We start from the raw sequence: 18,890 nt of genomic DNA, 5'->3' as shown, positions 1-18,890 counted from the left end.
CCGCGTTGCCGCGTACAGGCGCGAACGCCGGTCTTCTCCTTTCGTTTTTCACTTCAAGGAACACTCCATGAGCATCGTCTGGACCATTCTGATCGGCTTCGTGGCAGGGCTCGTGGCGCGCGCGCTCAAGCCCGGTGACGACGCCGCCGGCTTCATCGTCACCACGCTGATCGGCATCGCCGGTTCGCTGGCCGCGACCTACCTGGGCCAGGCCATGGGCTGGTACACGGCCGGCCAGGGCGCGGGCTTCATCGCGTCGGTGGTGGGGGCGATCGTGCTGTTGTTCATCTGGGGCATGATCAAAAGAAGGTAACCCCCCGAAGCGCCTTCGGCGCCTCCCCCCAAGGGGGGCGATACCAGCGGCCCGGCGAAGCCGGTTCCGCGGTATCCCTGGAAAGGAAATCGTGCGGATGGTGGGTGGCCCCTCTCTCTGAACCATGAAGCGCCCGCACTACCACGTCTACGTCGTCGCACTCGATGACCGGGTGTGGAACGTCGCGCGTTTCCGGCGCGCGAATCCGGGTTATGTGCTGGGCAAGCCCTTCGTCTATGTGGGCATGACCGGGCTCGACCCGGACCTGCGCTTCGACAGGCACAAGGCCGGCATCCAGGCCAATCGCTTCGTGCAGGACCACGGCCTGCACCTGCTGCCCGCGCTCTACGAACGCTACAACCCGATGCGCTATGCCGAGGCGCAGGCGCTCGAGATCGAGCTGGGCATCCGGCTGCGCGCGCTGGGCTACGGGGTCTGGCAGGGCTAGCCGGGGCTCGCGCGGCCGCCGGCCCCTGCCCGCCGCGCGATGCAGAGCACCTGTGCGTGCGCCGGTTTTTATGCGCGAGTCATGAAGCTGCCATGAGGACGTCATGCGCGGTCGACACCATCGCGCTCCTGTTTCGGTTGCCCTTTGTTGCAAAGGCGGCCGGATGGTTCCCTTGGTGTCTTCATTTTTTCCATGACCTCCTCATCACCGAATCCGTCTCGCGCGGCGTCCCTGCTCGTCGCCGCCGCCGTGCTGTCCCTGCTCGCCGCCTGCGGCGGCAGCAACAACACCCCCGTCGCCGTGGCACCGCCGCCCACCACGCCCACCCCGCCGGAAGTGACGCCGCCGCCGCAGCCGCCGGTGCCCGGCACCGGCGTGCAGATCGCGTTCATGCCCGACATCCATTTCCACGACGTCTACGCGACCTTCAAGGACGGCTCCTTCAAGGGCATCCCGAACAAGAAGTCCGGCCGCAACGCGACCATCCGCCTGATGCAGGCGCAGATGACCTCGACCCGGCTGTTCAACGAGAACTACTTCGCCTTCATCGCCGCGCTCGACGATGCGGTGGCGCGCGGCGTCAAGCTGATCGCGCTGCCCGGCGACTTCTCGGACGACGGCCAGCCGGTCCACATGCGCGGCCTGAAGAAGGTGCTCGACGAGTACGCGGCCAAGTACGGCCTGCAGTTCTTCGCCGCGCCCGGCAACCACGACCCGAACCGACCCTTCGAGCGCCCGGGCGGCAAGGACGACTACATGGGCCCGGACGGCAGCGGCCGCGCCGGCTACCCGCAGGCCATCTACAGCCGCGGTGCCAAGGACTGCAACAACTACAGCGGTGACTGGACGCGCACGTCCAACTACACCTACTGCACCGAGGAAGTGAAGGAACTGGGCTACCAGGGCATCGTCGAGGCGCTCGACCAGCACGGCTTCATGCCCAAGGCCAACTACAAGTACTTCGAGACGCCCTACAGCACCTACAAGTACGCCAACTACACGCTCGACCAGGCCAAGGCGCAGGCCGTGTGGAGCAAGCGCGAATACGAGATCTGCGCCCAGGGCGCGGGCGGCACGTACAAGAAGGACGGCTACACGCTGTGCCACACCGTGCCCGACACCAGCTACCTGGTCGAGCCGGTCGACGGCGTCTGGCTGGTGGGCATCGACGCCAACGTCTACGTGCCGACCGGCACCGGCGCGAACGACTTCAACGGTTCGGGCGACGCGGGCTACAACAAGATGCTCACGCACAAGCCGCATGTGATCGCCTGGCTCAAGGACGTGGTCGCGCGCGGCAAGGCGCAGGGCAAGCAGGTCATCGCCTTCAGCCACTTCCCGATGAGCGAGTTCTTCAACGGCGCCTCCGACGACATCGTGGCGCTGCTGGGCGCGGGCAAGATGCAGATGGTGCGTCGCCCGGTCGAGGACACGACCAAGGCGCTGGCCGACACCGGCCTGCAGGTGCACGTGGGCGGCCACATGCACTTCAACGACACGGCGATCCGCAAGTACGACGACGGCCACGGCCTGGTCAACATCCAGGCGCCCTCGATGGCCGCCTATGTGCCGGCCTACAAGATCCTGACGCTCAAGGACTCCGAGCACATCGACGTGCAGACCGTGCGCATGGACAACGTGCCGCGCTTCGACGAACTGTTCGAGCACTACCAGGACGAGCACAGCTACTTCACCGACTACCCGTTCATGATCCCGGGCGGTGGCGAGCTGTGGAACAAGTCCATCCTCGACGCCAAGACCTACGGCGACTTCAGCACGCGCTACATGTCGGAGCTGGTGCGCCTGCGCCTGTTGAAGGACGACTGGCGTTGCGAGATGCGCGAACTGGTGAAGAGCCCGCTGTACGGCGCCGACCTGCTGGTGCTGTCGCAGCTGAAGACCCAGGTCACGCTCAAGCAGCTGGGCAACACCGGCAACCACGGCCTGTTCAGCAACGCCTTCTTCTCCTGCCTGTCGGATGCGGGCGGCGACGGTTCCGCCAGCGCGCAGTACGCCAAGGACTATGCCGCGGCCGAGACCAAGGCGCGTGCACTGGCCAACGCGGCCGGCCTGCGGCTGGAAGACTTCAACCAGTGGAAGGCCCTGGACCTGGCCGGCGACTTCGTGCGCCTGGCCAATGCCGGCGACCTCGCGTTCACCGACATCCCGGTCGGGCGCGCCAAGCAATACAAGGTGATCGCCGAAGCGCTGGAAGGCACCAACGCCACGCTCAAGTTCAACGGCGACCAGGTGCGCAACGACAACGAGGTCGGTGCCCTGTTCCAGGCGCGCTTCAAGCCGCTGATGGCGATCCTGCTCAAGCTGGCCCGCGGCGCGCCGACCCAGCATTTCGTGATCGACCTGAAGAACAACACGCTGACCGACATGACCACGGCCCCCATGCCGTTCTGAGAGTGACTTGATGATGAACAACGACAGCCACAACAACGACGCCAGCGCCGTGACTTCTTCCGAAGAAAAGGGCGGCCTGCGCCGCCGCAGCCTGCTCAGCGGCATGACCACCTTCTCGCTGGTGGGCGCGAGCGGCGCCCTGCTGGCCGCCTGCGGTGGCGGCGGCAGCGACGCCGCTGCGCCCGCGCCCCCGGCGCCGCCCGCGCCCGCACCGGCTCCGCCGCCGCCGGCACCGGCGCCCGAACCCGAAGTCACCGCGCCCACGCTGACCGGCCGCGCCATCCTTCCGGCCAACAGCTTCGTGGCCGGCCCGACCTCGGGCCAGTACATCTCGGGCGGCGACCTGGACCGCGCGAAGAACGTCTACGGCTTCACGCTGCCCTTCGCCGACAAGCAGCCGATGCAGGGCTTCTCGGCCCTGGTGCCCGGCCCGGTGCCCGGCGTGTTCTACGTGATGCAGGACAACGGCTTCGGCGGCAAGGCCGCGTCGCCCGACGCGCTGCTGCACATCTACGCGGTGCGCTTCGACTGGGCGCAGGGCAAGGTGCTGCCGGCCCACTTCCAGACCGGCGCCGCGCTGGCCTCGTTCACGCCCGACAGCTTCGTGCGCATGAGCGATCCGCAGCGCCGGCTCGGCTACCCGATCGTGGCCGACTTCGCGACCTATCCGGGTTCGTCGGTTTCGCCTGCGAACCAGACGCTGCCGGTGGACCCGCGCATCACGGCCAGCCGCCTCTTGACCGGCTACGACCTCGACCCCGAGTCGCTGCAGTTCGACGCCGACGGCAACTTCTGGATCGGCGACGAGTTCGGCCCCTTCCTGGTCAAGTTCGACAAGCAGGGCCGCGTGCTGTCGCGCGAGGTGCAGATCCCCAACCTGCGCAAGCTGGGCAGCAACCCGCTGGTGCAGACCTCGAACAACCCCTACATCCAGTCCAACACCAGCGTGGCCAACCTGGGCGGCTCGGGCGGCCTGGAAAGCATGGCGATCAACAAGAGCCGCACCAAGCTCTATGCGATGTTCGAGAAGGAGGTCTACGGCGACAACCCGCAGCGCCGCGTGATCAACGTGTTCGACCTGCGCACCCAGAACTTCGATCCGCAGGTCTTCTCGTACCGCGTGAGCACGATCCAGAAGATCAACGGCGACGGCAACCTCGAGACCGAGACCTGCAGCGTCAACGACATGGTCGCGATCAACGACCACGAGTTCCTGGTGATGGAGAAGGACAGCGGCGCGGGCGACGTGCGCACCGGCAAGTTCGCCGCCTCGGGCACCTGGCGCAACGCGGCGCGCTTCAAGCGCGTCTACAAGGTCGACATCGCGGTGGTCGACACCGACGGCTTCCTGGTCAAGGAAGAGATCGTCGACCTGATGGCGCTCAAGGACCCGAAGGGCATCGGCGGCGCCGACACCATCGACGGCGTTTTCACCTTCCCGATGGAATGCGTGGAAGTCGTGACCATCGTCGATGCGCAGACGCTGCTGTTCTGCAACGACAACAACTACCCCGGCGGCTCGCCGTCGCGCATCACGACAGAGCCCGACGCCAACGAGTTCATCCGGGTGCGGCTGCCCAAGCCCTTGGCCATCGGCTGAAGGCCGGGGCTCAGAACATGTGAAGGAACCGTCGCGAGCGCCCCGAGCCTGTATCGAGGCGCGGAGCCGCACGCCCGTGCGGTGAGCACCGCAGATGCGGGATCGGGGTGCGCAGCAGGTTCATTCGCATGTTCTAGGCGGACGTGATCCAGTCCTCATATGCGGGGCCGTCGAGATGCGGCAGCGTGTTGAAGGTCAGGAGCATGTGCCGCTTGGGCGTGAAGACGAACTCGGTCACCGCGGTGTTGCGGATGCGCAGGTTGAGTTCGATGGTCGTCTCCGGCGAGGTGCCCAGCACATGGCCGACGGCGGTGCTGATCGGCCCGCCGCTGGACACCGCGAGCACGCGCGCGCCGTGGTGGCGGTCGCGCACATGGTCCAGCGCCGTGGTCACGCCGGCCAGGAAGTCCACGTAGCTGGGCATGCCGACCGGCGCGCTGCGGCCGTTCATCCAGCCCGCGAGGCCGTCGCGCAGCAGGCGGAAATGGTGGCGGTACAGCTCGGGCGTGTCGGGCTTCTGCAGCGGCTCGGGATGCACGGTCGCGATCACCGCGTGGCTGTCGTATTCGTTGAGGCCTGGCCATTCGAGCGGCACCGTGCCCGCGTCCAGCCCCAGCCCTTCGGCGATGCCTTCCCAGGTCTGCCGATGGCGCTTGAGCGTGCCGATGATCACGGCATCGAACTGCATGCCGCGTTCGCGCCAGTATTCGCCCAGCCGCACGGCCTGGCGGCGGCCCAGTGCGCTCAGTTGGTCGTAGTCGGCCTCGCCGAAGCTGGCCTGTCCGTGTCGGACGAGATAGAGGGTGCCCATGGCCGCATTCTGGCCGGGCCGTGGCGCGCTGTCGGTCCCGGCGGCGACGCTCAGCCGCCCGCGAGCACGCGCGCGTAGACCTCGGCGTCGACGTTGCCGCCACTCACCGCGATGCCCACGGTCTTCCCTTGCCAGCGCTCACGCTGCTGCATCGCCGCGGCCAGCGCCGCCGCGCCCGCGCCTTCGGCCACGTTGTGCGTGTCGGTGAACAGCCAGCGCATGGCCTGCGCCACTTCGTCGTCGCTGACCGCCACCACGTCCTCGGCCTCGGCCGCCAGCACCGCCAGCGATTCGGGCACCGGCGTGCGGCAGGCCATGCCGTCGGCCAGCAGCGTGCTGACCGGCGCATCGAGCGGCCGGCCCGCGCGGAAGGAGTCGCGGTAGGCGGTGGCGTGCGTCGACACCACGCCGATGAGCTTGGTCGCCACACCGCAATGGCGGCGCGCGGCGGCGGCGCCGGCGAAGCCCGAGCCCAGGCCGATCGGGATGAACAGCACCGCGGGCACGTCGCCGGCCTGCTTCAGCGCTTCGAAGAACTCGACCCAGCCGGTGGCCACGCCGCGCACCAGGTCGCGCGCGAAGGAGGGCACGCGGTGCAGGCCTTCGGTGTCGGCGAGCCGGGCCGTGTGTTCGCTCGCGGCCTGGAAGTCGTCGCCGTGCTCGACCAGCTGCACGCCCAGCGCGCGCATCGCGGCGTTCTTCTCGACCGAGTTGCCGTGCGGCACCACGATGGTCGCGGCCAGCCCGTGGCGGGCCGCGGCGAAGCCGATCGACTGGCCATGGTTGCCGCGGGTCGCGCTCACCACGTGGCGCACCGCGGGCTGGGTGCGCGCCAGCGCCTCCATGTAGGTCAGGCCGCCGCGCACCTTGAAGGCGCCCAGCGGCGTGTGGTTCTCGTGCTTGGCCCAGACCCTGCAACCCAGGCGCGCGCCGAGCAGCGGCCAGGCGTACTGCGGCGTGGCCGGCATCGCGGCGTAGACGGTGCGTTGCGCGGCTTCGATCTCTTCGCGGCTGAAGTTCATGGCGTGGCCTTGCGTCCGTCGAAGGCGATGCGCACCGCCAGCGCGGCGAGCACGCTGCCCATCACGTAGCGCTGCGCGCGCAGCCAGCCCTCGCTGCGCGAGAGCACGGCGGTGATCGATGCGGCGCCGAGCACCAGCAGCAGGTTGACGGCGCCGCTCACGCCGATCTGCACCGCGCCCAGCGCCGCGCTCTGCCACAGCACCGAGCCGCGCTCGGGGTGGATGAACTGCGGGAAGAAGGACAGGTAGAACATCGCGACCTTGGGGTTCAGCACGTTGGTCAGGAAGCCCATGCGGAACAGCTTGGCCGGCGGATCGATGGGCAGCGCGCGCGCGACGAAGGGCGCGTGGCCGCCGGGCTTGACCGCCTGCCAGGCCAGCCACAGCAGGTAGGCCGCGCCCACGAGCCGCACCGCGTCGAAGGCGAAGGGCACGGCGTGCAGCAGGGCGGTGAGCCCCAGCGCCGCGGCCACCAGGTGCACCAGGAAGCCGACCAGCACGCCGGCCAGCGAGACCATGCCGGCCGAGCGGCCCTGGCACAGCGCGCGCGACACGCAATAGATCATGTTGGGCCCGGGCGTGAGCACCAGCAGCAGCGCGGCCAGCGCGAACCAGGCGAGTTCGGGGAGGGTCAGCATGTTCAGAGGCCTTTGGATTCGAGTTGGATGCGCCCGCGCGGCGTCTGCAGCGTGGCGATCAGGTTGGGCGGGCCGGGCTGCACGTCGAAGGCGGCCAGGCCCAGCGCAAGGTGCGCGGCGCGCAGCACTTCGGGCCGCGGATGGGTGGCGGCCAGCGCGAGCAGCGTGACGCCGGCGTCGGGCATGGTGTCGGCCGGGTGCACCGGCCCCCACTGGATCACCGTGGGCAGCGTGCCGTAGAACAGGCGCTGGCCGTCGTCGCGCACGCTGATCTTCCAGTCGAGGCGGCCGGCCGGCGTGTCGCGCGAGGCCTCGACCAGCGGGCCGCGGTCGATCGGCACCGGGCCGGCGGCCAGCGCGTGCAGGCTGGCGGCCGCATCGGGCACGCGCGCCACGAAGTGCACCAGCTGCGGCCCGTGCTGCGCGAGCCCGGCCTGCAGCGCCGCATCGTCGAGGTCGAACCAGCGGTGCAGGCCCGCGCCACGCGTGGGCTGCTTGGTCGCATCGATCGCGATGATCTCGAGGTAGGCCTGCGGAAAGGCCGGCGTGGCCACCGAGACCAGCCGGTTGTGCGTGCCCATCAGCGGATGCGCGCCGCCCGGCCCTGGCACCACGCCCAGCGTGGCCTCGCACCAGCGCACGCCCTCGTCGAGCGTGCGGGCGGCGATCACCAGGTGGTCGATGCGGGCGGCCATGGCGCGCTCAGAGTTCGACCTGGCCGGCGATGCAGGTCACGACGTCGCCGCCGACCCAGACCACGCCCTCGGCGTCGCGCGCGATGTGCACCCGGCCGTCGCGGCCCAGGCATTGGCCCTGGCCGGCGATGTACTGCTCGGGCATGTGGCCGTCGGCGATCAGCCATTGGGCGGCGCTGGCGTTGAAGCTGCCGGTGACCGGGTCTTCCTCGACGCCGATCGGGGCCGCGAAGGCGCGCACTTCCAGCGCCACCGGCGAGGGCGCGGGGCGCCCGGCGAAGGCGCGTGCCTCGCGGTTCGAGCGGCCGATGAGCGCGGGCGTGTCGGGCACCGCCACCACGCCCACCTTCTGGCCCAGTTCCTTGAGCGCGCGGTGGTCGGGCTCGAGCGCGAGCACGGTGTCGACGTTCTCCAGCAGCAGGCCCATCCACACCGGGCCGTTGTCGAGCATCTGTGCGCTGCGGATCTGCGAGGGCTTGAGGCCCAGCGCGCCGGCCACGCGGGCCAGCACGCTGGGGCTGGGCGCGCTGCGCCGCAGCGGGGGCGCGGCGAAGGCCAGCCGCTCGCCCTCGCGGCGGATCGGCACCAGGCCGACCGCGCTCTGCTGCACGATCTGTTTCGCAGATTTGGGTTTGCCGCCCGCGCGCAGCCACGCATGGCAGCTGCCCAGCGTGGGATGGCCGGCGAAGGGCAGCTCGCTGCCGGGCGTGAAGATGCGCACGCGGTAGTCGGCGCCGGGGTCGGTCGGCGGCAGCAGGAAGGTGGTCTCCGACAGGTTGGTCCACTGCGCGAAGCGCTGCATCTGGGCCTCGTCGAGGTCGCTGCCGTCGAGCACCACCGCGAGCGGGTTGCCGCGGTAGGGCACGGCGGTGAAGACGTCGACTTGCTGGAAAGGGCGATGTTTCATAGGACTTGAATCAGGTGGCAAGAGCCCGCCGCCGGGCCGCCCCAAGGCGGGCTGCGGCCCCCTCGGGGGGCAGCGAGTACACGAAGTGACGGAGCGTGGGGGTCATTTCATTCGAGGGCGAGGTCGAGCACGCCGCGCGCGGCGGAGCGGCTCTTGAGTTCGGCGAACCAGCGCTCCACGTTCGGCCAGGCCGGACGCGTGTATTCGGTGGGCGGCAGGCCGAACCAGCGATGCGCTTCGCAGCCCAGCGGGATGTCGGCCATGCCGAAGGCATCGCCGCCCATGAAGGCATGCGTTGCGAGGTGCGCGTCGAGCAGCGCGAACAGCGGCTCGGTGGCGCGCACCGAATGGTCGATGACCGCGGCGTTGCGCACCGCCGGCGGCGTGCGGATCCACTGCTTGAAGGCCCCGCCGCTGACCGGGTTCAGCGCGGTCTGCTGCCAGTCCATCCAGCGCTCGGCATCGAAGCGCGCGCGCAGGTCGTCGGGGTACAGCGTGCCGGGCGCGTGGCGGGCGCAGAGGTAGCGCACGATCACGTTGGATTCCCACAGCACCACACGCGCCTCGCCCTCGCCGTCGTCGATGGCCGGCACCATGCCGTTGGGATTGAGCGCCAGGTAGTCGGGCGTGTGCACCACGCCGAACTTGCCGCCGGCCTCGGTGCGCTGGAAGTCGAGCCCGAGCTCCTGCGCGCACCAGACCACCTTGCGCACGTTGATCGAGCTGATCCGGCCCCAGATGTTGAGCATTTCTTTCTTTCTCTTGTCGTTGTGGTGAGAGGGTGCGTATCGTCTCAGCGCGGCGCCGGGCGGTCCAGCATCAGCAGGCGCAGCCCCAGGCCGAGCATCGCCACCGCCAGCAGCCGGTGCTGCAGGCGCGCGGCACCGGGCCGGCGCTGCAGCCAGCGCCCCACCTGGCCGCTGAAGGCGCCGAGCAGCGTGTTGAAGGCCAGCGCCGCCAGCGAGAGCACGCCGCCCAGCAGCACCAGCTGCAGCGTGACGTGGCCGCGCGCCGGGTCGACGAACTGCGGCAAAAACAGCATGAAGAACAGCAGTGCCTTGGGATTCACCAGGTTGTTGAGCCAGGCCTGCCGCACGATGCGCGCGAAGGGCGCGGGCGCGGGCGCGGCCGTGCCGGGCGCCGCCGCACCGCCGTCGCGCCAGGCCTTGCGCGCGAGCCAGAGCAGGTACAGCGCGCCCGCATAGCGCAGCAGGTCGAAGGCCGGCGCCCAGGCCGCGACCAGCGCGGTGATGCCGGTGGCCGCGCACAGCGTGTGCACCAAGTCGGCCGCCGAGATGCCGATCGCCGCCGCGAATCCGCCGCGCGGCCCCTGTGCCACGCCATGGGCCAGCACGAAAGCCATGTTCGGCCCGGGCGACAGGAACAGCGCCAGCACGGCGAGCAGGAACAGCCCCAGGGTGGCGAGGTCGATCATGGTGCTCGCGGCGCGCCCCGGGTCGTGCGGCTCAGGTCGCGGCCAGCTCGCGCTGCACCTGCGCGGCGGCGTTGTGGGCCAGCTGCTCGCGCAGCGTCGCGGCCAGCGCGGCGATGGCGGTGTCGATCTCCTCGACGCTGGCGGTCACGAAGGACAGCCGCAGCGTGCGCGGATCGCCCTTGCCGTCGGCATAGAAGGGCGCGCCGGGCACGAAGGCCACGCCGCGCGCCACCGCCTTGGGCAGCAGCGCCACGGTGTCGATGCCCTCGGGCAGGCGGGCCCACATGAACATGCCGCCGATGGGCGCGTTGAAGCTCACGTCCAGGCCCTTCATCTCGCGCGTGAGCGCCGCGGCCATCGCATCGCGCTGGCGCTTGTAGAGCGCGCGGATGGTGGGCACGTGGCGGTCGAGGAAGCCGTCCTTCATGACCTCCATCACCATGCGCTGGGTGAAGATCGGCGTGTGCAGGTCCACCGCCTGCTTGGCCTGCAGCAGCTTCGGGTAGATGGCCTTGGGCGCCACCAGGAATCCCAGGCGCAGGCCCGGCGCCAGCACCTTGGAGAACGAGCCCAGGTAGATGCAGCCTTCCGGGTTGCGCGCGGTCAGCGGCAGCGGCGGCGCTTCGTCGAACCAGAGTTCGCCGTAGGGGTTGTCTTCGACGATCGGCAGGTTGGCCGCGGCGGCGGCGGCCGAGACGGCGGCGCGGCGCGCCTCGGTCATGGTGCGGCCGGTCGGGTTCTGGAAGTTGGGCAGCAGGTAGATGAAGCGCGAATCCTTGGCCTTGGCGATCAGGTCTTCGACGATCACGCCTTCGGCATCGCTCGCCACGCTCACCGGCGTGGGTTCCATCGGCGAGAAGGCCTGCAGCGCGCCGAGGTAGGTCGGGGTCTCGACCAGCACGCGGCTGCCCGGGTCGATCAGCACCTTGGCGATCAGGTCCAGGCCCTGCTGCGAGCCGGTGGTGATCAGCACCTGCGCCGGGTCGACGTTCCAGGGCAGCATGTCGGCCACGGCCTGGCGCAGCGGGCCGTAGCCTTCGCTCGCGGCGTACTGCAGCGAGGCCGGGCCGTCGTTGGCCAGCACTTCGGCGCAGGCGGCGGCGAAGGCCGTGATCGGGAAGGTCTTGGGCGAAGGCAGGCCGCCGGCCAGGCTGATGATGCCGGGCTGGTCGGTCACCTTGAGGATCTCGCGCAGCACCGAGGGGTTCATCTTCTCGGCGCGGGCGGCCATCTTCCATGTCGTCATGATTTTTCCTAGAGAGTGTGTGCGTGGGCGCGCGGCATCATCGCGCGCCCTGTGAAAGTTTCTTGCCGATCAGCACGGTCGCGACCACGGCCAGCGCGAAGCCGAGCGTGACCACGTCCAGCGGCTCGCCCAGCAGCGGCACGGCGGCGAGGATCGAGAGGAAGGGCTGCAGCAATTGTGTCTGGCTCACGCGCAACGCGCCACCCATGGCCAGGCCGCGGTACCAGGCGAAAAAGCCCATCCACATCGAGAACACGCCGACGTAGACCAGGCCGGCCCAGGCCGACACGGCCACCGGCTGCTGCGGCCAGGTCAGCAGCGCGCCCGGCAGGGTGAGCGGCAGCGCCATCACGCAGACCCAGCAGATCACCCGCTCGGCCCCCAGGGACGGCGTGACCTGCGCGCCGTAGATGTAGCCGAAGGAGGCCGCGAAGACCGCGCCGACCAGCAGCAGGTCGGCCCATTCGAAGCCGAAGCCGTGGCCCTGCTGGTAGGCGCGCAGCAGCGAGAAGGCCACCACCAGCAGGCTGCCCACCACCGCGCAGACCCAGAAGCCCAGCCGCGCGCGCTGGTGCAGCACCCAGGCCGCCACGGCCGCGGTCACCAGCGGCAGCAGCGCCGTCACCACCGCCGCATGGCTGGCCGTGACCACGCGCAGCGCATAGCCCAGCAGCAGCGGATAGCCGATCGCGTTGCCCAGCAGCGCCATGCACAGCGGCTTCCATTGGTGGCGCTGCGGCCGCGGTGCGCGCGTGGCGACCAGCACCACGATCGACAGCCCGCCGGCCAGCGCGGCGCGGCCGAAGGTCACGAACCAGGGCGAGAGCTGCGGCGCGGCCTGCGTGCCCGTGGCCAGCCGCGTCATCGGCAGCGTGATGGCGAAGATCAGCACGCCGAGCACGCCCAGCCACATGCCCAGCGTCTCGCGGCGCATGCCGAAGGTCGTCTTTTCCTGTGCCAGCGTGCCGCTCATATCTTGAGCATCCAGGCGGCGGTGAGCACCAGCACGGCGGCCATCGCACGGTTGAACCACAGCAGCCGGGTGCCCCGGGCCAGCCAGTCGCGCAGCAGCGCGCCGACCAGCGCATAGGTGAAGTTGCTCGCGAAGGCGAACACCAGCATCACCGGCGCCACGATCGCGAAGCGCCGGGCCGCATCGGGCTGGCCCGCGATCCAGCCGGCCACCAAGGTGAGTGCCAGCAGCCAGGCCTTGATGTTGAGGAACTGCAGCATCACGCCCTGGCCGAAGCCGACCTGCAGCTTGTCGTCGCCGGCCTTGCCCAGCGTGGCGCTGCCGCTGAGCCTGAAGGCCAGCCACAGCAGGTAGCCGATGCCCAGCGCCTTGATCACGAAGCGCAGCGCCGGCGCCGCCACCACCAGCGCGCCGACGCCCGCGGCGCACAGCGCGAGCAGCAGGCTCCAGCCCACCGGCACGGCCAGCACGAAGCGCATGGCGCGCGGCAGGCCGCCGTTGGCGGCGAGGGCGGTGGAGAGGGTGGTGTTGGGCCCGGGCGAGAAACTCATCGCCGTGGCCAACACCAGCAGCGCAGTGAATTCTTGCCAGTTCATGACACACACTCTAGACTGATGACCATTACAGTACCGATACAGTTGGGTGGACAAAAATGTAGGCTGTATCGGTCCGCTGCTCGACACAGAACCCGCCATGCTGACACGAACCGCGACCCAATCACTGACCGGCCAACTGGCCGACCGCTTCGCCGAACGCATCCGCACCCGGCTGCTGCCGCCCGGCACGCGGCTGCCCTCGGTGCGCGAGTGCGCGCGCCAGCAGGGCGTGAGCCCGCACACCGTGGTGGCGGCCTACGACCAGCTGCTGGCGCAGGGGCTGGTCGAGGCGCGGCGCCAGCGCGGCTTCTTCGTGCGCGACGCGGCACCGGCGCCGGCGCCGCGCCCGGCACGCGCGGGCACGCAGGCGCCGGCGGTGCCGGCCGACGCCAGTTCGCTGATCCGCGGCATGTTCCATAGCCACAGCGACAAGCCGCAGCCCGGCATGGGCGTGTTCCCGCCCGACTGGATGGATTCGAACTTCATGCCGACCTCGCTGCGGCGCCTCACCGGCACGCGCGCGCTGCAGGAGATCTCGCTGCAGTACGGCGAGCCGGCCGGCGACGGCGCCTTGCGCCACAGCCTGTCGCAGAAGCTCATGGGCATCAACATCCCGGCCGGGCCGGAGCAGATCGTGACCACGGTCGGCGCCACCCATGCGCTGGACATCGTGAGCCGGGCGCTGCTGCGCGCCGGCGATCCGGTGATGGTCGAGGAGCCGGGCTGGGCCATCGAATTCGCGCGGCTGGAGGCGCTGGGCATGCGCATCCTGCCGGTACCGCGCCGCGCCGACGGGCCCGACCTGGCGGTGATGGCGCAGTACTGCGAGACGCACAAGCCCAAGCTCTTCGTCAGCGTGAGCGTGCTGCACAACCCGACCGGCTACAGCCTCACGCCCGGCAGCGCGCACCGGGTGCTGCAACTGGCCAACCAGCACGACTTCCACATCGTCGAGGACGACACCTACAGCCACCTCGCGCCCGAACACGCCACGCGGCTGTGCGCGCTCGACGGGCTGCAGCGCACCATCTACGTGAGCGGTTTCGCCAAGATCCTCGCGCCCAACTGGCGCATCGGTTTCCTGGCCGCGCCGCCCGCGCTGTTCGGCCGGCTGCTCGAGACCAAGCTGCTGACCACACTCACCACGCCCGCGCTGTTCGAGCGCGCGCTGGCCTGGTGCATCGACCAGGGGCAGCTGCGCCGGCATGCCGACCGCGTGCGGCTGCGGCTCGACGGCGCGCGGGCGCGCACGGTGAAGCTGGCGCTGACGCACGGCTGCACCTTCGTCTCGGAACCCGCGGGCCTGTTCGGCTGGGTCGACACCGGCGCCGACACCGATGCGCTGACCCAGCGCATGCTCGACGAGGGCTACCTGCTCGCGCCGGGCTCGCTGTTCCATGCGCGCCGGCCGCCGAGCACGCTGATGCGCATCAACTTCGCGACCGCGCAGGACGCGACCTTCTGGAAGGTGTTCGCCCGCGTGCGCGGTTGATCAGAGCAGGGCGTCGGGCGCCAGCGGGCCGAAGAGCTTGAGCAGCAGGCGCAGGCCGGCGCTGGTGTCGGGCTCGGTGCGCGCGTCCTGCAGCTTGCTGCCTTCGGGCGCGCGCCAGACCAGGCCGCCGTCGGCCTTTTCGACGCGCCAGGCGCCCTTGCGCATCGCGGTTTCGATCTGGCCGACCGCCTGGCGCGACAGCGCGTCGCTGCGGATCAGCAGCGCGATCTCGGTGTTCTGCAGCTGCGAGCGCAGGTCGAGGTTCATCGAGCCGACCACCAGCAGCCGGCCGTCCATCACCAGCACCTTGGAGTGCAGCATCGAGCGCGATTCGCCGGTCGCGCTGGCGCCGGAGGAGCCGGAACCGAAGGCGCTGCCCAGGCCGGCCTGCTCGCTGCGCAATTCGTAGAGCTCGACGCCCATCGCCAGCAGTTCCTCGCGGTGCCGCGCATAGCCCACGTGGGCCACCGGCGCATCGTTGGAGGCCAGCGAATTGGTGAGCACGCGCACCCGCACGCCGCGCGCGCGCGCCGCGGCGAAGGCCTGCTTCATGTCCGCGCCCGGCACGAAGTAGGGCGAGATGATCGTGAGGTCGCTGCGGGCCTGGCCGATCAGTTGCAGCAGGCCCGAGACCACGGTCTCGCTGCCGGCCGTGAGGTCCGAGACGGTCTCGAGCGCGGCCGCGCGCCCGGTGGCGCCGGCGGCATCGCGCGACTGCGTCACCACCAGGCCGGGCGCCCTGGCGCTGGGCGCGTCGTTCGGGCCGTCCGCCTCGGCGGCGATCTTGGCCGGCTTGTCGGCCATCACCACCGCGGGCGCCCAGACGAAGGCGGCGCTGCGCAGGTCCAGCGGCTTCTCGTCCCAGGCCGCGGCGCGCTGCGCATCGGTCGGGCCGGCATCGGCGGGGCGCGGCTCGCCGTCGGGCGGCTGGGGCGCACCGCTCGGGTCCTGTGCCTGGTCGCGCTCGCGCTGTTTGGCGTCGGCGGCCCGAACGTCGTCGCGGATCTTCAGCAGTTCCTCGCGGTCGACCAGCGACTGCACCGGGTAGGCGCGCTCGTCGTTCCAATAGGTGTCGAAGCTGTGCGAGAGGTCCTGCACGATCGGGCCGGCGGCCAGCACGTCGAGGTCGACGAAGTTGCTGGTCTCGGCGATGCCGAAGTAGGCGTCGCCGAGGTTGCGCCCGCCCGTCACGCCCATGGCGTTGTCGGCCAGGAACAGCTTGTTGTGCATGCGCTGCTGCACCCGGTCGAAGTCGCTGATCGCGTTGACCATGCGGCCGATGGTGGAGCCGCGGGCGCCGGCCAGCGGATTGAACATGCGCATCTCGATGCCGGGCTCGAAGGCCAGCCGCATCACCAGCGCATTGCGGCCGGTGCTGTGGAAGTCGTCGAGCAACACCCGCACCCGCACGCCGCGCCGCGCGGCCGCGACCACGCCGCGCAGCAGCCGGCCCGTGCTGGCGTCGGCATGGATCGCGTAGTACTGGAGGTCGAGCGTCTTTTGCGCCGCCTCGATCAGCGCGAGCCGGCTGCCGTAGGCGGCCTGCGGGCCGTCGAGCAGCAGGAAGCCCGATTCGAAGCGGCCCTTGGCCGCCTCGCGGCGCTGCTGGACCAGGGCTGCGAGCGGCGTGTCGCCGGGCGAGGCCAGCGCGGTCGACACCGGCCGGTCGACGTTCTGCGGCAGCTGGGCACAGCCCGCGGCCAGCAGGAGGGGAAGCAGCAAGGCCAGGCATCCGGAGCGAAGGCGGGATGCAAAAGCGCGGGACGAAGGCATGCGGCGTTCCTGGGCCGTGGAGAAGGCCCTATATATAGCGCACGCCGCGCGCCGTCCGCGTGGGACAGCGCGCGAAGCGCGGCCCGCCTTCAGCGCGAAGCGCCCAGTTCTTCCTGGCGCTCGAGCGCGTTGAGCAGGTCGTCGTCGATCTGCGCATGGCGCTCGGCCAGCTCGGCCGCGCGCGAGGCGTCGCTGGCGTAGATCGCGCCGCCGTCGAGCGCGAGCAGTGCCGCGATCCGACCCTGCTCTTCTTCCAGCGAGGCGATCAGGGCGGGCAGGGCTTCGAGCTCGCGCTGCTCCTTGTAGGCCAGCTTCTTCCTGACCACGGGCCGGGTGTCGACCGCCGGCGCCGCCGCCGGGCTGGGCGCGGGTGTCGGGGCCGGCGCCCGCGGTGCCGCGGCGGCACGCTGCTCGGCGATCTCGCGCGCGCGCTTGGACTGGATCAACCAGTCCTGCACGCTGCCCTCGTACTCGCGCCAGCGGCCCTCGCCCTCGAAGGCGATGGTGCTGGTCACCACGTTGTCGAGGAAGGTCCGGTCATGGCTCACGAGGAACACGGTGCCGTCGTAGTTCTGCAGCAGGTCTTCCAGCAGTTCGAGCGTGTCGATGTCCAGGTCGTTGGTCGGCTCGTCGAGCACCAGCACGTTGGCGGGCCGCGCGAACAGGCGGGCCAGCAGCAGGCGGTTGCGCTCGCCGCCGCTGAGCGAGCGGACCGGCGAGTTGGCGCGCGCGGGCGAGAACAGGAAGTCGCCCAGGTAGCTCTTGACGTGCTTGCGCTGCTTGCCGATCTCGATCCACTCGCTGCCGGGGCTGATGAAGTCTTCCAGCGTGGCGTCGAGGTCGAGCTTGTCGCGCATCTGGTCGAAGTAGGCGACCTGCAGGTTGGTGCCGCGGCGGATCTTGCCGCTGTCGGGTTCGAGCTCGCCCAGGATCAGTTTGAGCAGCGTGGTCTTGCCCGCGCCGTTGGGGCCCAGCAGGCCGATCTTGTCGCCGCGCAGGATGGTGCCGCTGAAGTTGCGGATGATGGTCTTCTCGCCGAAGGACTTGCTCGCCTCGGTGAGCTCGGCGACGATCTTGCCGCTCGACTGGCCCGAGGCCACGTCCATGTTGACGCTGCCCTGCACCTCGCGGCGCGCCGAACGGCTCGCACGCAGGGCCTCGAGGCGGCCGATCCGGCTCTGGCTGCGCGTGCGGCGCGCCTCGACGCCCTTGCGGATCCAGATCTCTTCCTGCGCCAGCAGCTTGTCGGCCTTGGCGCTGATCACCGCTTCCTGGGCGAGCTGCTCTTCCTTCTGGATCAGGTACTGCGCGAAGTTGCCCGGGTAGGAGCTCAGCTTGCCGCGGTCCAGCTCGACGATGCGGGTGGCGACGCGGTCCAGGAAGCTGCGGTCGTGGGTGATGGTGACCACGCTGCCCTTGAAGTCGATCAGCAGCTGTTCCAGCCACTCGATGGAGTCCAGGTCCAGGTGGTTGGTCGGCTCGTCGAGCAGCAGCACGTCGGGGGCGGCCACCAGCGCCTGGGCCAGCGCCACGCGCTTGCGCGTCCCGCCCGAGAGCGAGCCCACGCGGGCGGTGGGATCGAGGTGCAGGCGGTGCAGCGTCTCCTCGACGCGCTGTTCCCAGTTCCAGGCGTCGTAGGCCTCGATCTGCGACTGCAGCGCGTCCAGGTCCACGCCCTCCGCGCCGGACAGGTAGAGCTCGCGCACGGCGATCACTTCCGACAGCCCCGCGCTGGCGGCGGTGAACACGTCGGCGTCCACGTCCAGGGCCGGCTCCTGCGCCACATATGAGATGCGCAGGTTCTGCTGGAGCTGCAGGACGCCGTCGTCCGCCTTCTCCAGGCCGCCGAGGATCTTGAGGAAGGAGGACTTGCCCGCACCGTTGCGACCGATGAGGCCGATGCGTTCCGAAGACAGAAGGGAGAAGTCCGCATGATCGAGCAGCGGGACGTGACCGAACGCCAGTTGGGCGTCGAGGAGTGTGATGAGTGCCATGTGGGGGGGATTATCCGAGGGGCGGCCGACCGCGGCATGACCGAGGGCGATCGGCGATGCCATGCAGCGCCGATGCGAGATGCAAATTCTTTGTGCGGTCTTCGCGTTTTCCCTCGAATCCCCTCTGAACTGCGCTATAGTTGAGGGCTTCGCTCAGCAGACGTCACGTACGAAAGCAGGTCGGGGTGGAGTCGGAAGGCTTCACTCGGATGAGCAAAGAAAAAAGCCGAAAGGTTTGACGAAGTCACCAAAACCGAGTCATAATCGAAGGCTGCGCTGAAAACGAATCGCAGTTGAGCTTCAGGAAGACGAAAGTTGATTGAAGCAAGACGGTGAAGAAAAAGAAAGCGAAAAAAGTTTGACGGTTCTGTAAAAACCGTGATAGACTACAAGGCTTCGCTGATCGCAGCGAACGCAAGCAGAGGACGGTAGATGTCTGATGCGGTTCATTAAAAATCTACAGCCGATAAGCGTGGGCGTTTGAAGGTAATTGCCAAGTTCTTCGGAACAAGTCGCAAGACTTTAAACGCTCATG

17 protein-coding genes are annotated in these 18,890 nt (G+C 69.7%); 5 read left to right on the top strand and 12 right to left on the bottom strand.

Features of this window, described 5'->3' with window-relative positions:
• Positions 1-67 precede the first annotated feature (67 nt).
• The 4 genes from QTI20_RS25690 to QTI20_RS25675 all read left to right on the top strand — a co-directional run bounded on the left by QTI20_RS25690 (position 68) and on the right by QTI20_RS25675 (position 4,773).
• Positions 68-313, top strand: a complete 246-nt coding sequence (locus tag QTI20_RS25690) for a GlsB/YeaQ/YmgE family stress response membrane protein (protein WP_286555625.1) — start codon at positions 68-70, stop codon at positions 311-313.
• A 124-nt stretch (positions 314-437) separates the two neighbouring features.
• Positions 438-761: a hypothetical protein gene (locus tag QTI20_RS25685; protein ID WP_286555626.1), complete on the top strand. Its 324-nt coding sequence runs from the start codon at positions 438-440 to the stop codon at positions 759-761.
• Between the two features lie 249 nt (positions 762-1,010).
• Positions 1,011-3,173 (top strand): metallophosphoesterase family protein, encoded by a 2,163-nt coding sequence (locus QTI20_RS25680; protein ID WP_286574300.1) that lies wholly within the window; start codon positions 1,011-1,013, stop codon positions 3,171-3,173.
• Between the two features lie 13 nt (positions 3,174-3,186).
• Positions 3,187-4,773: an esterase-like activity of phytase family protein gene (locus QTI20_RS25675; RefSeq protein ID WP_286574299.1), complete on the top strand. Its 1,587-nt coding sequence runs from the start codon at positions 3,187-3,189 to the stop codon at positions 4,771-4,773.
• Between the two features lie 133 nt (positions 4,774-4,906).
• Here QTI20_RS25675 and QTI20_RS25670 read toward each other — a convergent pair whose 3' ends face one another.
• From QTI20_RS25670 to QTI20_RS25625, 10 genes are all read right to left on the bottom strand, one after another.
• Positions 4,907-5,584, bottom strand: a complete 678-nt coding sequence (locus QTI20_RS25670) for a histidine phosphatase family protein (RefSeq protein ID WP_286555631.1) — start codon at positions 5,582-5,584, stop codon at positions 4,907-4,909.
• A 50-nt stretch (positions 5,585-5,634) separates the two neighbouring features.
• Positions 5,635-6,606 carry a threonine dehydratase gene (locus QTI20_RS25665; protein ID WP_286555632.1) on the bottom strand — a complete coding sequence of 324 codons (972 nt, stop codon included), beginning with the start codon at positions 6,604-6,606 and terminating at the stop codon, positions 5,635-5,637.
• Entirely contained in the window at positions 6,603-7,244 is a 642-nt protein-coding gene (locus QTI20_RS25660) for a LysE family translocator (RefSeq protein ID WP_286555633.1), read from the bottom strand. Before QTI20_RS25660 ends, QTI20_RS25665 begins: the two co-directional genes overlap by 4 nt.
• A gap of 2 nt (positions 7,245-7,246) precedes the next feature.
• Positions 7,247-7,939, bottom strand: coding sequence for a VOC family protein (locus tag QTI20_RS25655; RefSeq protein ID WP_183027488.1), 693 nt, complete (start codon positions 7,937-7,939; stop codon positions 7,247-7,249).
• A 7-nt stretch (positions 7,940-7,946) separates the two neighbouring features.
• The gene (locus tag QTI20_RS25650) at positions 7,947-8,846 is read right to left on the bottom strand and encodes a PhzF family phenazine biosynthesis protein (RefSeq protein WP_286555634.1); all 900 of its coding nucleotides are present in this window, start codon (positions 8,844-8,846) and stop codon (positions 7,947-7,949) included.
• A 107-nt stretch (positions 8,847-8,953) separates the two neighbouring features.
• Positions 8,954-9,595: a glutathione S-transferase family protein gene (locus QTI20_RS25645; protein ID WP_286555636.1), complete on the bottom strand. Its 642-nt coding sequence runs from the start codon at positions 9,593-9,595 to the stop codon at positions 8,954-8,956.
• 44 nt (positions 9,596-9,639) lie between these two features.
• Positions 9,640-10,281, bottom strand: a complete 642-nt coding sequence (locus tag QTI20_RS25640; protein ID WP_286555637.1) for a LysE family translocator — start codon at positions 10,279-10,281, stop codon at positions 9,640-9,642.
• A gap of 31 nt (positions 10,282-10,312) precedes the next feature.
• The gene (locus tag QTI20_RS25635) at positions 10,313-11,527 is read right to left on the bottom strand and encodes an aminotransferase-like domain-containing protein (protein WP_286555639.1); all 1,215 of its coding nucleotides are present in this window, start codon (positions 11,525-11,527) and stop codon (positions 10,313-10,315) included.
• A 37-nt stretch (positions 11,528-11,564) separates the two neighbouring features.
• A complete protein-coding gene (locus QTI20_RS25630; RefSeq protein WP_286555640.1) occupies positions 11,565-12,500 on the bottom strand; it encodes a DMT family transporter in 936 nt (311 codons plus the stop codon).
• Entirely contained in the window at positions 12,497-13,096 is a 600-nt protein-coding gene (locus QTI20_RS25625; protein WP_286555641.1) for a LysE family translocator, read from the bottom strand. The genes QTI20_RS25630 and QTI20_RS25625 overlap by 4 nt, the downstream gene beginning before the upstream one ends.
• A gap of 97 nt (positions 13,097-13,193) precedes the next feature.
• Here QTI20_RS25625 and QTI20_RS25620 point away from each other — a divergent pair, with 97 nt between their 5' ends.
• On the top strand, positions 13,194-14,588 hold the full coding sequence (locus QTI20_RS25620) for an aminotransferase-like domain-containing protein (RefSeq protein WP_286555643.1): 1,395 nt from the start codon (positions 13,194-13,196) through the stop codon (positions 14,586-14,588).
• On the opposite strand, the gene QTI20_RS25615 is transcribed toward QTI20_RS25620, so the two are convergent.
• Both QTI20_RS25615 and QTI20_RS25610 read right to left on the bottom strand, forming a co-directional pair.
• Complete coding sequence (locus QTI20_RS25615) at positions 14,589-16,361, bottom strand: phospholipase D family protein (protein ID WP_286555645.1); 1,773 nt, start codon at positions 16,359-16,361, stop codon at positions 14,589-14,591.
• Between the two features lie 89 nt (positions 16,362-16,450).
• Positions 16,451-18,355, bottom strand: coding sequence for an ATP-binding cassette domain-containing protein (locus tag QTI20_RS25610; RefSeq protein ID WP_286555646.1), 1,905 nt, complete (start codon positions 18,353-18,355; stop codon positions 16,451-16,453).
• Positions 18,356-18,890 lie beyond the last annotated feature (535 nt).

It is taken from the genome of Variovorax sp. J2P1-31, assembly GCF_030317215.1.
GTDB lineage: Bacteria > Pseudomonadota > Gammaproteobacteria > Burkholderiales > Burkholderiaceae_C > Variovorax.
The sequence above is the reverse complement of the archived record's forward strand: the minus strand, read 5'-3'. Positions and strand labels throughout refer to the sequence as shown.

Coding starts and splice junctions, on each gene's coding strand:
- QTI20_RS25655 (WP_183027488.1), bottom strand. CDS start 7,939: ATGGCCGCCCGCATCGACCACCTGGTGATCGCCGCCCGCACGCTCGAC.
- QTI20_RS25670 (WP_286555631.1), bottom strand. CDS start 5,584: ATGGGCACCCTCTATCTCGTCCGACACGGACAGGCCAGCTTCGGCGAG.
- QTI20_RS25660 (WP_286555633.1), bottom strand. CDS start 7,244: ATGCTGACCCTCCCCGAACTCGCCTGGTTCGCGCTGGCCGCGCTGCTG.
- QTI20_RS25610 (WP_286555646.1), bottom strand. CDS start 18,355: ATGGCACTCATCACACTCCTCGACGCCCAACTGGCGTTCGGTCACGTC.
- QTI20_RS25640 (WP_286555637.1), bottom strand. CDS start 10,281: ATGATCGACCTCGCCACCCTGGGGCTGTTCCTGCTCGCCGTGCTGGCG.
- QTI20_RS25635 (WP_286555639.1), bottom strand. CDS start 11,527: ATGACGACATGGAAGATGGCCGCCCGCGCCGAGAAGATGAACCCCTCG.
- QTI20_RS25650 (WP_286555634.1), bottom strand. CDS start 8,846: ATGAAACATCGCCCTTTCCAGCAAGTCGACGTCTTCACCGCCGTGCCC.
- QTI20_RS25665 (WP_286555632.1), bottom strand. CDS start 6,606: ATGAACTTCAGCCGCGAAGAGATCGAAGCCGCGCAACGCACCGTCTAC.
- QTI20_RS25675 (WP_286574299.1), top strand. CDS start 3,187: ATGAACAACGACAGCCACAACAACGACGCCAGCGCCGTGACTTCTTCC.
- QTI20_RS25645 (WP_286555636.1), bottom strand. CDS start 9,595: ATGCTCAACATCTGGGGCCGGATCAGCTCGATCAACGTGCGCAAGGTG.
- QTI20_RS25630 (WP_286555640.1), bottom strand. CDS start 12,500: ATGAGCGGCACGCTGGCACAGGAAAAGACGACCTTCGGCATGCGCCGC.
- QTI20_RS25620 (WP_286555643.1), top strand. CDS start 13,194: ATGCTGACACGAACCGCGACCCAATCACTGACCGGCCAACTGGCCGAC.
- QTI20_RS25685 (WP_286555626.1), top strand. CDS start 438: ATGAAGCGCCCGCACTACCACGTCTACGTCGTCGCACTCGATGACCGG.
- QTI20_RS25615 (WP_286555645.1), bottom strand. CDS start 16,361: ATGCCTTCGTCCCGCGCTTTTGCATCCCGCCTTCGCTCCGGATGCCTG.
- QTI20_RS25625 (WP_286555641.1), bottom strand. CDS start 13,096: ATGAACTGGCAAGAATTCACTGCGCTGCTGGTGTTGGCCACGGCGATG.
- QTI20_RS25690 (WP_286555625.1), top strand. CDS start 68: ATGAGCATCGTCTGGACCATTCTGATCGGCTTCGTGGCAGGGCTCGTG.